This window comes from Bartonella sp. ML69XJBT, assembly GCF_028618515.1.
Classification (GTDB): domain Bacteria; phylum Pseudomonadota; class Alphaproteobacteria; order Rhizobiales; family Rhizobiaceae; genus Bartonella.
In genome coordinates, this window is sequence record NZ_JAQITB010000017.1 from 15,629 (window position 1) to 30,895 (window position 15,267).

At 37.2% G+C, this 15,267-nt stretch carries 5 protein-coding genes and 1 pseudogene; 4 read left to right on the forward strand and 2 right to left on the reverse strand.

Annotated features, from left to right (window positions below):
* The first annotated feature begins 139 nt into the window (after positions 1-139).
* The gene (locus PVV68_RS06420) at positions 140-1,351 is read left to right on the forward strand and encodes an MFS transporter (RefSeq protein ID WP_273720153.1); all 1,212 of its coding nucleotides are present in this window, start codon (positions 140-142) and stop codon (positions 1,349-1,351) included.
* A gap of 527 nt (positions 1,352-1,878) precedes the next feature.
* Here PVV68_RS06420 and PVV68_RS06425 read toward each other — a convergent pair.
* Positions 1,879-2,160: a hypothetical protein gene (locus PVV68_RS06425; protein ID WP_273720151.1), complete on the reverse strand. Its 282-nt coding sequence runs from the start codon at positions 2,158-2,160 to the stop codon at positions 1,879-1,881.
* Positions 2,141-2,611 carry a hypothetical protein gene (locus tag PVV68_RS06430; RefSeq protein ID WP_273782773.1) on the reverse strand — a complete coding sequence of 157 codons (471 nt, stop codon included), beginning with the start codon at positions 2,609-2,611 and terminating at the stop codon, positions 2,141-2,143. Before PVV68_RS06430 ends, PVV68_RS06425 begins: the two co-directional genes overlap by 20 nt.
* 511 nt (positions 2,612-3,122) lie before the next feature.
* Between PVV68_RS06430 and PVV68_RS06435 the strand changes: the two genes are divergently transcribed.
* The 3 genes and pseudogenes from PVV68_RS06435 to PVV68_RS06445 all read left to right on the forward strand — a co-directional run.
* Positions 3,123-3,659 (forward strand): helix-turn-helix domain-containing protein, encoded by a 537-nt coding sequence (locus PVV68_RS06435; protein WP_273720147.1) that lies wholly within the window; start codon positions 3,123-3,125, stop codon positions 3,657-3,659.
* A 1,281-nt stretch (positions 3,660-4,940) separates the two neighbouring features.
* Positions 4,941-11,426, forward strand: coding sequence for a Vomp family autotransporter (locus PVV68_RS06440; protein ID WP_273782774.1), 6,486 nt, complete (start codon positions 4,941-4,943; stop codon positions 11,424-11,426).
* 441 nt (positions 11,427-11,867) lie between these two features.
* Positions 11,868-15,267: pseudogene (locus PVV68_RS06445) on the forward strand (hypothetical protein); the annotation flags it as partial.

Consider the following 15,267-nt stretch of genomic DNA (forward strand, 5'->3'; position numbering starts at 1 on the left):
GACCAAACAAACATTTTAAAAGCATCCAAGCGAAGAGTTTTTAATTTAACTGGCTAAAATATAAAATTGTAAAAAAAACATATATTTAAAAACGGATTTCAAGATATACCCAATAATATTTATATGAAGGGGATAATTTATGTTCGCGGCAAATTTGAAAGAACGCGCTGCTTTATTCGAAAGTAGGACTTTTCTCTATTTTACATTGAGCGGCTTATTTGCTACATTTGGCAATGGGCTAAATTATATCGCATTGTCATGGCTTGCCTACCAACAGACAAGTTCAATTCGTGGTGTAGCGCTTCTCATGTTTTTTCTCTGGATGCCTAGCATTATTTTTGCACCTGTTTTTGGTGTATTGTCGGATAGATACAATCGTAAAATGCAGATTATGATTTCAAATCTTGTCAGAGGGTTGGTACTCGTGGCTTGGGTAATACTTGGGAAATTGGGTATAGAAATTGAATTAATGGTCTTGTCTACTTGCTTAGGTATTTTTGTCTCTTTTTATATGCCATCAGCTGTACCTTTAATCCAAAGTATTGTTCCAAAAGAACAACTCGTTAATGCAAATGCGACAATCGATATGGTCTATGAACTTGGCACTATCATAGGTATGGGGTTAAGTGGATTTATCCTTGCCTATGCAGGCACAAAAGGAACGCTTCTCATAGGTGGGATATTCTTTATTATTGCTGGTTTATTTAACTTTGCAATGAAAGTTCCTGAAATGGGAAAATATGAAAATCAAAATAAACTCAATTGGTGGAAAAGTTATATATCATCATTTCGTTATTTTAAGCAGAATCCGGTTCTTTTTATGCCCTATATAAGCCAGATGATTATTATGACTCTTTTGATGACCATTCCTGTTATTCTGGTTCCTTATACGCAAGAGATTTTAAAAGCAGATAACAAAATCTTTGCAATATTGGAAGCGCTTTATTCTGCAGGGGCATTTACCGGTGCGCTTTTTTCACCACTTCTTTGTAAAGTTTTATCTATAAGGAAAACACTGGCACTTTTATTAGCTATTATGGCTATCGGTCTTGTTATTCTGTCTGTTAATACACAGACACACATTGTTTTTCCTATTTATTTCATGATTGGATTTGGGCTTTCAAGTTGGGCTCTTTCGATTTCTTTATCGCAACTCTCTTGTGATCCTGAATATCAAGGAAGATTACAGGCAAGTTTTAATGGTATTTCTGGGTGCTTTATTCTTGGAGTCTATCTCTTTATGGCAAGTGATACCAACAGCACCTCATCTCAGTCGATATACTTTCTTCAAGGTATGATTGCTGTTATTGGTGCGCTTATCGTCCTCTTTTACAAAAGTGAAAAACAATAAATTTTATTTAAGCGTTATTCACAAACAGTTACGAGAGCTTTCATATTTTGCTTTTAAAGGGGAAGTAAATGCTAAGGAAGCTAACGAATAAAGCATAAGTTTTATTGATGCTCTAAAATGCGAGTTGTGTTGACGCATTATAAGAAAGCGTCAAGAGTTCTTTTTGATCAAATCTACTATCGCGATGGTTCTCTAATACAGCGCTTAAAAACTTTGAAAAGTTTTTATGTTTTAGCAGGCAGCATCATCATACTATTTGCCAGCTCCCAATGTTACGATATTCCTTAGCGCCTGAGAGCATTTAGGAGAGGGATTTTTTCTTTCTTTGTTTTATCTACACGGCACTCCCGCTTGTGACATGCAAACGAATGGTTAATCTATACAGATGTGAAAGGAAAGAATTTTAGAATATGCGGGGTTATTATTCAATAGAGATAACGATAAATTATCTTTATAAATCAATCCGATATGGCATAATAGAGGGCAGAACAATCAGCCTCCCTCATATTTTATAAGGTTATGTTTCCTTAATTGCGTTCTTCGAAATCCATATGAATAATTGTGTCAGTCTCATCAATTGTTTCATTTTCATTGGAATGAATGTTTTTGCGACGGTGCAAGGTTTGTATAATTTCCTTTTTCAAAATCGTATCTGCTTCACTTAAACGATGAATACTCAGTTCCAATTCAAGAGATAAAGCCAAATCGACGCATAATTTAAGCTCTTCTCCAATATCAAAACCGCGTTGATAGTCGTCATAAAGACCAACAAGTGTATCGGACAATTCTTTATCGCATAAAGAGGCCATGCTCACTCCTCCATGTTGCGGCTTTCCCATGTGGCTTTGATATTTTAGGTATCACCTCATTGTCACCACCAAGAATTGCCATGTATACCAACATAATCGTTTTGTCAATTTTCTGTAAAGAAGCAGTTTTAAAAACGCTGTTTGTGAGAAACGTTATTGCGTTAAGATTATGAATTTTCCAATCATGGAGAAATGGAACAAGATTTTTACTATAGAGTTTGCAGAATTTAAGTTGTATCGCTAAACAGCTTTTAATTTGCACGTAAGAGAGATTCTTTTGACGATAAGCAAAGCGCTTGAAGAACTCATTATTGCCAATAAAAGCTAAATCAGTGTCATTGTTAATAAGTAAGTGTGGTTTGTAAATGTTTAGTTTTTGAAAAAGAGTTGATATTCTCATTTTTTGTAGAACATCACTTATCTTATCCATTTTGTATTGACTTTTAGACATTGATAAACCTTTTATCTTATGTTGTAATTTAAAAATGATGGGAATACGTTTGATATGTAGATCCTTGCAAAGAGGTTTAAGCAGTATTGTTGCCCAGGAAGGGTAAGAAAAATCGTATTGAGCTTTTTTGCTGTTGAAGGAATGCGACTGCGATTTTTGAAAGAGTGATCGATAAAATTGGCTTAACGGGCAAACTGATAAAGTTAGTAATGGCGCGTTTGGCTTTTTCATTGGGCTGTGTCCAAATGTTTTTGACACTGGAAAATAGTCTTTGAGAAGTTTTTGTACGTTTTCCAAGGTCATATGATAATGGCGCAGCTTAGAAAAATACTACGGCGATCGCATTTTTTGTGTGATTGTCATAAATTTCGTTCCTGCTTCAATGGATACTATAGCATCCATTTTTGTGGAGTTTATTTAAAATGACTGCCCACCTTAATGGGCAGTGATAGGAAATATAAATCAATATAATTATTTATTCAACGATTATATTGATTTTGGAGTAATTTTTTTGGCACGTCCTGAAAAAGAACCTAAAACCGAATTGGCAAGACGTTTTCGTGAAGTGCGACGCATACTTGGTTTTACGGAGCGTAAACAATTTGCTGAACATCTTGGTGTAACTGCTGGTTCCATAGGAACTTATGAAACGGGTATAAGTGAACCTACCGCCTCTGCTCTCTCTAAATACAAAGAAATTTGCGGTGTCTCATTAGATTGGCTGATAACTGGTAAAGGTGAAATGTTTGCAGATATAGCCAAGGCCAAAGCTGTTGGTTTTAAACCGCAAGCCATCCCTGCAGGGGTGATGAAAAAGCTTGGGCATTTGGCTTATACGACTTATTATGATGTACAAATAACACTTTCTCCTGAAGATGTGGCAGAATTAGCAGCAGAGCTTTATGGAAGATTGCAAGAGTTTATTCAGAACATCTATGATATGGAAGAAGTTGAAGCAACTTTGCCTCTGTTAAAACTTCATTTAAAACGCCAAATTGAAGCTGAAAAGACACAGCAAACAACGAAAAAAGAGACGAAAGCTCCCTGAAATAAAAATCTTTTTTGCTGTAAAATACTGTCTCAAAAATAGTGTATTGAGTAGTAAACATCTACAACAACATAAATTATCCGCATAATTTTTATCATTTTTGGATACAGAAAAAGATTTGCACAACGTGCATATTCATTTCAAGAATATACTGTAGAGATCTTTGTCAAGAGACAACTGAACGGATGATATTCAGAAGCAAAAGAGAGCTATAATAAAGATTTGATATGCGAATGATTTGATTTTTCAGTCTTTTATCATTTTGGGTAAAGTTTTTGTATTTGCTTTCGTAAAGGAAAAGCAAGTTTTCGAAACATACCATTTGATGAGAATAGAAAGCCACAGGCATCTCCTCTTTGATAAGTCAAAAACTTCACTAAAATGTTCATTTTAAGTTATAGAATGTAGTTTAAACTACCAATATCCTAGTCACATATTTTAAAAGTATTCAATGAAGATCAGCAAGTGTCTTTAATATAACAGTTCAAATGCAATAGTGCCGATTTTTTCATAATATCTTTTTCTTAATAAAAAACCTATAACGTCTTCATTATCAGGAAACATTTTGTATTTTTTGTGCACAAAACAGAAAGATTATGCTTTATTTATAAAAATGTTTTTAAGGTCTGTTTTAGATGCTCATTCTTAAGAGAGGGTTATAAAAAAACTCTGCTTTACGAAGATAAGGCGCTCATAAGAATTACGAATGATTTTATATAACAATAAATGGAAAAGTTTTTTCAAACATGCCTATTCTATTTTAGGGTAGAGCATCTCGTAGAAAAAATGCATTGATGATAATGATCATTATTTATCAGCTTATGTCAGAAGTCTAAAAAAATAAATTTATGCTTATAAGAGCAGTTATTATAAAGGACTCTTTTTGTATTTAATTAAGAAGTATTTTGCAATTTAATGAAAAATTATTTTTCATACTCTTGCCATTCTGTTTATGCGCTTTATTTGAAAGGTAGAGTTGCTCTTTAAGAAGCTATTTTTATTATGAGCTAAATCGCGATATGTTTGGATGGAAATGATGTAATATTCTCAAAGTTTGTGTTTTTATTTATTTTTAGCTTGAATCCCTCTAGCTAAAAGGGTTGGGGACTTTTCTAGATTCAATGTTTTTACCGAGACTTTAGGATGAAGCCGTAAGAAATGCCGGCATCAGGAGGGGATAGCTTTACCTTTATTTATTCGTTTTGGGTGCGCAAACAGGGTTTTGCCTTGGGAGTTTTCTGCGCATTGTAATGATATTGAGCTCTGTTGGAGGAGGTTCTTATGAAAAAAAAATATTCAAAATCAAATTTGCTTAAAGCGGTCTCATTAGGAACTGCCATGGCCGCACTTTTATCAAGTGTCTCTCCTGTTTTTGCTGCAAATCTGGCACTAGTAGGAGGAGCTGTTCAGAGTACGAGTCTTCAGGGTGTGGTGTATCCACATGGTAGTCATGGCAGTGTTGTTTTTGCTGGTGATGATGACTACTGCGGTGCAGATAGTGTTGTTGGACGTGGGGGCAAACAACAACAGGGAATAAAAGATAGTCAACGAATAACTGCACAAGAACAATATGATAGATTTATTGGTGAGAAAGTTTTTGGAGGTCGTAGTCCTTATGGTACGACCACTGAAAAAGAGACTTGGGTTGGTGATGGTGTAACAAGTATTAGTGGTGCTTATATGGGGACGCCGACTTTTGGTGTCATGAATGCTATGCCTGAGGCGTATGGTATTTATTCTTTTGCTACCGGTTGTGGATCTGCTGCGACGGGTAATTATTCTACGGTATTTGGTGCAGGTGCGACAGCAAAGGCTGGAGGGGCGCAAGCCTTTGGTGTTTCTGCGCTTGCAAGTGGTATAGCAAGTGTTGCTATGGGTGTTGATTCCGAGGCATCGGGGAAATCTGCAGTTGCTATTGGAGGGCTTGCAACTGCATTAGGTCAAAATAGTGTTGCTTTGGGGTCAAAAGTAAAGGCGGCAGATAATTATGCGATTGCTATAGGCTCAGAGGCTGAAGCGCAAGCGTCAGGTTCTATTGCAATAGGGGGCAGGCGCTCTAACAGAACTGAAGGAGTTGATCCTAACAGAAAAGTAACAGCGAAGGCTGAAAATGCTATTGCTATAGGTACGCAAGCTTATGCTGAAACGCAAGATTCGGTTGCCATTGGTGTAAATTCGCAAGTACTTTCTAAGGATGGTGTTGCTGTGGGTGGTGGCTCTATCTCTGATAGAGAAAAGGACAAGGGGTATGATCCTGCAACAGGTAAAGAGACAACAAAAACCGGTATTGCATGGCAAAGCACTACAGGTGCTTTCAGTGTTGGAGAAGTTGGTGGTCGTGATGGCAAAGGTCAGCTAACACGGCAAATTACCGGTGTGGCTGCTGGTAAAGAAGACACTGATGCCGTAAACGTAGCACAGTTAAAAGCTATTCAATTTGCGGCAGCAGGTGCTTGGAAGCTTGGTGTTAACGATGAAGAGCCTACAGATGTTAATTCAGGCAATACAGTAGATTTTTCAGTAAAAAATAGTGCGGTAGGAAAAGATAACTTAAAAATTGAAAAACTTACTGAAAATAATAAGAATAAAATTGAATTCACTTTAGCTGATCATCTTAAACTGACACAAGTCACCACAGGTCAAGCTTCTATGAGTGATGATGGCTTTATTATCCAAAATGGGCCAATGATGACTATTGATGGTATTGATGCTGGTAATAAAGTCATTACCGGAGTAGCAGACGCGACTGAAGATAATGAAGCTGTAAATTATAAGCAATTGAAGGCTATACAAGAGGCGACTAAAACAAGCTGGCAACTTGCTGTTGAAGGTGGAGATGCTACAGCTATTGGTCCAAATGGCATAGTAAATTTACAAGCAGCTGGCAGTGAAAATAAAAAGAATATCAAGATAGAAAAAGATAATAACCACAATGTCACATTTAGTTTAGCTAATAATATTACAGTAAAAAGTGTTACTACAGGCAATAGCAAGATGAGTGATGAGGGTTTTGGGTTCATCAATGGTAATGGCCCTAAAATAACTTTGAATGGTATTGATGCTGGTAGTAAAAAGATTACGAAAGTAGTAGAGGGGACTGATGATACCGATGCAGTGAATTTTAAGCAGCTGAAAGATTTGACTGCAGGGATAAAAACAGGCTGGAAACTTGCTGTTGAAGATGAAGAGACTACAGATGTTGGAGCAGGTAGTACAGTAAAGTTTACAGCCGTTGAAGATGATGACTTTAATAAAAATATCAAGATTGTAAGAGGCGCCAACAATGAAGTAAAGTTTGATTTAGCTGATAATATTAATGTAACGACTGTCACAGCAGGAGAAAGCATTATGAATGAAGATGGCTTTATTATCCAAAATGGCCCAAGTATGACTGTGGATGGTATTAATGCTGGCTATACAAACATCACAAAAGTGTTAGAGGCGACTGAAGATGATGAAGCAGTGAATTTTGGGCAGCTGAAAAGATTTGTAGGAAAAAGGAGCGGCTGGAAGCTTTCTGTTGATGGCCAAAATGCTACAGATGTTACAGCAGGTAGCACAGTAGATTTTGTTGCTGCTACAGATGATGATGGTAGCAAAAATATCAAAATTGTAAGAGGCAATGATAATGGCGATGTCAATAAAGTCACCTTTGATTTAGCTGATGATATTAATGTAATGACTGTCACAGCAGGAGAAAGCATTATGAATGCTGTTGGCTTTGCGTTTAAAGGTGGTGATGGGCCGAGTATAACAGTTCAAGGCATTCATGCTGGTAATAAAACGATCAAAGGAGTAGAAAAGGGCACTGAAAATACCGATGCAGTGAATGTTTCACAGTTAAATGAAGTAAAAAATCAGATAGCAGGTAATAGTCTTGTTAAATGGGACGAAGGGCAAGAGCTTATCACCATTGGTAAGGAAAAAGGTGGTACTAAAATCAATATTGCAAACAAATCAGGTGCAGATAGGACTATCGCAGGCGTGAAAGCAGCAGAGAAAGGTAATGAAGCTGTTAACAAAAATCAACTTGATGATAGTATTAAGGAGGTAAATGCTTTTGTAATTAACAATGTGAACGCTTTTGCGGTTCTCTACGATAAAAAGAATGATGGCACTGTCAATTATGAGAGTGTGACTTTGGGTGGTGGGAAAATCAACGGACAAGTCGCTCTGCATAACGTAAAAAATGGTGATATTACTAAAGCTTCAACTGATGCTATTAATGGCAGCCAGATTAATAAAATTTCTCAAGATGTTGCACAATTTTTTGGTGGTAATGCAGCATTTCAGGATGGTGCTTTTGTAGGTCCAAGATATGAGTTAAAGACTATTGAGGAAGATGATACAATAGATATAAAGCAATATAGTGATGTTGGTTCAGCTTTAGATGCAGTTAATGGAAATGTCTTTCAGGTTGATCATAATATGATCGTTGGATTTAATGATATTGCGGCCTATTTTGGTGGTGGCGCTAAGTATGAGAAAGGCAAATGGCACACTCCTACTTTCAAGGTTTCTCAGCGTGACACGAATGGTGGTATTGTTAAGAACAATTACCAGAATGTTGCTGATGCTTTTGATGCTGTTGATACTTCTATCACAGATATCTATAGTCAGATTAATAATGTAACAGGCAATAGTCTTGTTAAATGGATAGAAGATCAGAAGCTTATCACAATTGGTGCGCAAAAAGGCGGTATGGAAATTAATATCGCAGGTACTGAGGGGGAGCGGACTATCGCAGGTGTGAAAGATGGAGACATTTCTGCTGACTCAAGTGATGCTATTAATGGTAGCCAGATTAATACAATATCTGGAAAAATTGCGAAGTTTTTTGGTGGAGGTACTTCATTTGAAAATGGTCAATTTACAGGACCAGAATATGAGTTAAAGACTATTGAGGAAGATGGTACAATAGCTATAAAGACATATGGTGATGTTGGTTCTGCTTTAGATGCAGTTAATGGAAATGTCTTTCAGGTTGATCATAATATGATCGTTGGATTTACTGATATTGCGGACTATTTTGGTGGTGGCGCTAAGTATGAGAAAGGCAAATGGCAAGCTCCTACTTTCAAGGTTTCTCAGCGTGACACGAATGGTGGTATTGTTAAGAACAATTACCAGAATGTTGCTGATGCTTTTGATGCTGTTGATACTTCTATCACAGATATCTATAGTCAGATTAACAATGTAACAAGCAATAGTCTTGTTAAATGGGTAGAAGACCAGAAGCTTATCACAATTGGTGCGCAAAAAGATGGCACAAAAATCAGTATTGCCAACTCTAACGGCCAAAATCGAGTTATTTCTGGTGTTGCAGATGGTAACCTGGGAAAGGTTTCAACTGATGCTATTAATGGTTCCCAAATCAATAAGATATCAGGAGATATAGCACAATTTTTTGGTGGAGATGCAGCATTTCAGGATGGTGCTTTTGTAGGTCCAAGATATAATTTATCTACAGTTTCTGCAGATGGGAATGTAGAACAGAAGACCTTTGACAATGTTGGTGATGCTTTAACAGGGCTTGATGCGAATGTCAAAAATGTCAATAAACATATACAATATGTAGACAATAAATTTAATAAGTTTTCTCAAGATGCTCTCTTGTGGGATGATGGGAAGGGAGCATTTTCTGCACGCCACGAAAAAAACGGACGTAAAACAGACAGTAAGATTACCTCTCTTTTGAAGGGTGATGTTACGGAAGATTCAACAGATGCCATCAATGGTTCTCAGCTTTTCAATATTGCTCAAAACATATCGGAATATTTTGGTGGTAGCACAGATGTAATTGAAGGGATACAACCTACTTTCCTTATTGATGGAAATTCATATAATAATGTTACAGAGGCTTTCACGGGTGTGAATGTTTCTATCCATAAGATTGATAATAAAATCTCTAATTTGGAAAAAAATAATCTTGTTAAGCAAGAAGGAGGTGTAACAAGTATTATCACTATTGGTAAGGATACAGCTGGTACTGAAATCAATATTGCAGGTGTTGGTAAAATAGCACGCAAGATTTCTGGTGTGCAGGAAGCAGAGAAGGGCGATGAAGCTGTTAACAAAAATCAACTTGATAAAAGCATAGAGAAAATTTCTAAAGATATTGAGACAGCAAGCGCTGCTGCGGTTCTCTATGATAAAGATGAAGGTGGTATCGTTAATTATGGTAGCGTAACTTTGGGTGGTGATAAGAACAACGGACCGGTTGCTCTTCTCAATGTTAAAGATGGCAGAATTTCCCAAGATTCCCACGATGCTATTAATGGTAGCCAGATTAATAAAATATCAAGAGATATTGCAAATTACTTTGGTGGTGATGCAAAGTTTGTTGGCGGTACTTTTAAAGGACCCAAATATAGCTTATCTGTTATTGTTGAAGAGGGTCAGGTAGCAAAAGCTAACTATTATAATGTTGGTGATGCTTTAACGGGGCTTGATGCGAATGTCAAAAGTGTAAATAATCGTATAACAAATGTAGCTAATAACTTTAATCAGAAAATTGAAGGTATCTCTAAAGATGCGTTATTGTGGGGTGAGGAGGAACAAGCATTTGTTGCACGTCATGAAAAAGATGGCAAGAAGACAAACAGCAAGCTTAAATATCTCGTAGATGGTGACATTTCTGCAGATTCAACGGATGCAATTAATGGCAGCCAGCTTTATTCCATAAGTAATCAACTTGCTGCTTATTTTGGCGGTGGTGCTAAATATGAAAATGGCCAATGGACAGCACCTCAATTCAAGATTGTTCAAGTTAATGCTGATGGTACGACGGTTGAGAAAACCCACAATAATGTTGCTGATGCTTTGGGGGACGTCAATCAAAATATGTCAAATATTAATAACCGTATTGATGATGTCATCAACAAGGGCGATTCAGATGCGTTAAAGTGGAATAAGGAAAAGGGAGCTTATGATGCTACTCATGATGGAACGCCAAGTAAGATTATCAATGTAGCTGATGGTAAAATTGCAAAAGGTTCCAAAGATGCAGTTAATGGCGGGCAGCTTTGGCAAACCAATGAGCGTGTTGCAAAGGTTGAAAATCGTGTTACGGATGTTGAAAATCATGTTACGATTATAGACAAAAAAGTTGATAACATTTCCAATACAATTGAGGATATTGGTGATACAATTACCAATATTAATGTCAGAGTTGATAATATTGACGACAAGGTTAACAACATTGCTGAGGATGCTGTTCGCTATGACAGAGATGAAAACGGTAAAAAAACCAATAAAATCACTTTGAAAGGTGGCGATCCTAGTGAACCTGTTATGATTGATAATGTAGCTGATGGTCGCATTGAGAAAGGTTCGAAAGAAGCTATTAATGGTGGACAACTCCATGACTACACCAAAGAACAGATGAAAATCGTTCTCGATGAATCAAAGAAATACACAGATCAACGGGTAAATAATATCGTTATTGATGCGATTGACGATGCTGTTGATAAGTCTAAACATTATACCGATATGAAGTTTAATGCTTTAAATTACAGCATTGAGGGGGCACGAAAAGAGGCGAGACAAGCAGCAGCTATTGGTTTAGCAGTAGCTAACTTACGCTATAATGAAACACCTGGAAAATTAAGTATTGGATTTGGGAGTGGTCTATGGCGTAGCCAATCTGCCTTTGCCTTTGGTGCTGGTTATACATCAGAGAAGGGAGATATTCGGTCTAATGTATCTGTCACCACTTCCGGCGGTCATTGGGGTGTAGGTGCGGGATTCAATATGACTCTGAACTGACTCTGAAAACTTTTCTTAAACACACTCTTTGCCCTTGCTTTGATGAAGCAGGGGCATTCTAGTTAAGAGCTTTAAAATCCTTTTAATGAAGTGAAAAATCTTATCCGTGAACAATAAACCGTTTCTTAAAAGGCTGATCCATAAGCATAAAGATTATGTCAACTTCACAGAAGATACAATTAAACAAACGATGCGTCATATTTGATAAAAACTAAAACGCATTTAATCATGAAAATCACTTTTTTATGTTTCTCACATTGACTTTCCCAAATAGGCTCCTAATTCCCCTTAAAAGTGATGTAGCAATAACAGCTTATATATTGTTTTATTTATAGTCTAAAAACACGCTGTAAAAGCACAAATACGCAAAGAAAAGAGAGAGCTTTAAAACTCTAGAATGTGTCTTTTGTGTTTAAAAAGTATTATTATGAGGGGGGTATTATGAAAAAATTATATACAACACAAACGGCATGTGATTTAAAATTTTCTCGTTCACATGATAGGACCTCGTTTTTTAAAGGAGTTTTATTGGGCACTGCGGTGGTCTTATTTTTATCAAATGGTTCTCCTGTTTTTTCAGCAAAACTTGATTTAACAAAAGTATCTCTTGAAAGTGTAAAGAATACTGCTGTGGTTTATCCCCAAAGCATTATCTCTGCATATGATTACTATGATGGTGATGAGAAAAATGATTTAACAGCATTGAATGTGGCAATGATGGCAAAAGTTGACGCTTCTGATGACTATGCAATTTTTTTAACCAAAACCGTTTCTGCTATAAGCAATGAAGATCCTATTGTGAATGTTTTGAGGACAGATGGCAAAAACTCATTGGAAAGAACATTAGATGCAGGCGGGCAATTTGTCGCTGATAATCGTGTAGTCCAAAATTTTGCACAGCATGGTGAGAATACAGCGATTATTGATGCATTCAATCCTTTGCGTAATGACTCTATGGTTAGAATGCAGCGCGGTACCGGACTACAACGTGACGGCGTAGAAGGTACGAGTGTCATATTTGGTAATAATATAACAAAGGATAAAAAGCTCCATTCTAATAGTGATATTGTTGCTATTGGTGCTGAGATAAAAGTATCTGCGGCAGATACGGTTGCTGTTGGTTATGGTGCGCAGGTGGATAATAGCTTTACTGTTGCTGTAGGTCATTTGGCGTACGCTGTAGGTGAAAAAAGTATCGCAATAGGTGGCGAAGGTAGAAGTGGTAGTAAACCAGTTCCTTCTGAGGGACGTACAATAGCGACGGGCGTAGAATCAATTGCTATTGGACATCGTGCTAAGGCTGATAGTGAGGGATCTATAGCTTTGGGTGCTTATACAAAAACGACGGTAAAATTAGGTGTTGCTCTTGGAGATGAGTCTGTAGCTGATGTTGCTGCTGGCGCTATCGGTTACAGTTCTTTAACTAAGAACGTTGCAGATTCTAATAGCATCGTTTGGGCGAGCACGTTAGCTGCGGTAAGTGTTGGTGATACTAAATTAAAAAAAACGCGCCAGATTGTAGGAGTGGCAGCTGGTAGCGACGATACTGATGCCGTTAATGTTGCGCAGCTAAAAGCGTTAGAATTGTACGTAGACCAAGGTTGGAAGCTATCAGTTGGAGGGAAAGATGCTACAAAGGTTGGTATAATGAGCGTGGTAGATTTATCAACAGAAAGTAATAACCTTAAGATTACAAAAGGTGAAGAAGATAATAATGTCAAATTTGATTTAGCTGATGATATTAATGTAATGACTGTCACAGCAGGAGAAAGCATTATGAGTGCTGTTGGCTTTGGGTTTGAAGGTGGTAAGGGGCCGAGCATAACTGTTAATGGCATTCATGCTGGTGATAAAACGATTAAAGGAGTAGCGGCAGGGGAAGAAGATACCGATGCAGTGAATTTTGCACAGCTGCAAGAGACAAAAGATCAAATAGTAAAAAATAGTCTTGTCAAGCAAGATGAGGGAGAAGCAGGTAGGATCACCATAGGTAAAGAGACAGGTGGTTCTGTAATTAATGTTACAAACAAATCAGGTGATGCTCGTACAATTTCCGGTGTGAAGGCAGCAGAGAATGATGATGAAGCCGTTAATAAAAAACAACTCGATGGTCAGATTGCAGATATTGTTGACACCATAAAAAGTAATAGCCTTGTTAAGCGAGAAGAAGAGACAAATCGTATCACCATTGGTAAGGAAATAGAAGGCGCAGAGATTAATATTACAAATAAATCAGGTAAAGACCGGACTATTTCTGGTGTGAAAGCAGCAGAGAATGATGATGAAGCCGTTAATAAAAAACAACTCGATGGTGAAATTGCAGATATCACGGACAGTATTAAGGTCATTAAAGAAGCAAATAGCTTTGCTGTCCTCTACGATAAAAATACAGATGGCACTGTCAATTATAAGAGTGTGACTTTAGGTGGGAGTGATAACCAAGCTCCAGTTGCTCTCCATAATGTAGAAGCTGGTATAATTGAAGAGGGGTCGCATGATGCAATCAATGGTAGCCAGATTGAAAAAATATCCCGAGATGTAGCGAATTATTTTGGTGGAGATACATCATTTGAGAATGGTACCTTTAAAGGACTAAAATATAGTTTATCTTCTATTGTTGAAAATGGTCAGGTAGAAAAAGTGAACTATTATGACGTTGGCTCTGCTTTGGATGGTCTTGATGTGAACGTGAAGAGTGTGAATACGCATCTGACGAATGTGGTCAAAGATGTTAATGAAAAAATCACGAATATTACTCAAGAAGTTAAAGGGGATGCTTTGTTGTGGAGCGATGATGATCAGGCATTTGTAGCTCTTCATGGAAAAGGCGACAAAAGAGGCAAGAGCAAACTGAAGTTTCTTGCCAATGGAGATATCACAGAAGATTCAACTGATGCCATAAATGGTTCGCAACTTTTTTCTACCAATCAGAATGTTACTACTGTTACGAATAATCTAGCAAAAATTTCTCAAAATATATCAAAGTATTTTGGTGGTGGTGCAGATGTATCTAACGGTAAGGCACCCACTTACACCATTCAAGGCAAACCACATGATAATTTTGAATCTACTTTTAATGCTGTTGATAATTCTATCACGAATATCCAAAATCAGATTGCGGATGTGACAAAAAGCAGCCTCGTTAAGCAAGAAGACAATGAGGGGACCATCACCATAGGTAAGGCAACAGGTGGTTCTGTAATTAATATTACAAACAAATCGGGTGAAGACCGGACTATTTCTGGTGTGAAGGCGGCTGTTGCGCACAATGAAGCTGTTAATAAAGCCCAGCTTGATAAAAGTATAGAGAAGATTTCTAAGGATATTAATTTGGCAAGTGCTGCTGCTGTCCTCTACGATAAAAATACAGATGGCACTGTCAATTATAAGAGTGTGACTTTAGGTGGGAGTGATAACCAAGCTCCAGTTGCACTCCATAATGTAGAAGCTGGTATAATTGAAGAAGGATCGCGTGATGCAATCAATGGCAGCCAAATTAATAAAATATCTGGAGATATAGCGAATTATTTTGGTGGAGATACATCATTTGAGAATGGTACCTTTAAAGGACTAAAATATAGTTTATCTTCTATTGTTGAAGATGGTCAGGTAGAAAAAGTGAACTATTATGACGTTGGCTCTGCTTTGGATGGTCTTGATGTGAACGTGAAGAGTGTGAATACGCATCTGACGAATGTGGTCAAAGATGTTAATGAAAAAATCACGAATATTACTCAAGAAGTTAAAGGGGATGCTTTGTTGTGGAGCGATGATGATCAGGCATTTGTAGCTCTTCATGGAAAAGGCGACAAAAGAGGCAAGAGCAAACTGAAGTTTCTTG

Bases quoted from the DNA above. Each gene is read 5' to 3' on its own strand.
- PVV68_RS06425 (WP_273720151.1), bottom strand. From the start codon at position 2,160: ATGGCCTCTTTATGCGATAAAGAATTGTCCGATACACTTGTTGGTCTT.
- PVV68_RS06420 (WP_273720153.1), top strand. From the start codon at position 140: ATGTTCGCGGCAAATTTGAAAGAACGCGCTGCTTTATTCGAAAGTAGG.
- PVV68_RS06440 (WP_273782774.1), top strand. From the start codon at position 4,941: ATGAAAAAAAAATATTCAAAATCAAATTTGCTTAAAGCGGTCTCATTA.
- PVV68_RS06430 (WP_273782773.1), bottom strand. From the start codon at position 2,611: ATGTCTAAAAGTCAATACAAAATGGATAAGATAAGTGATGTTCTACAA.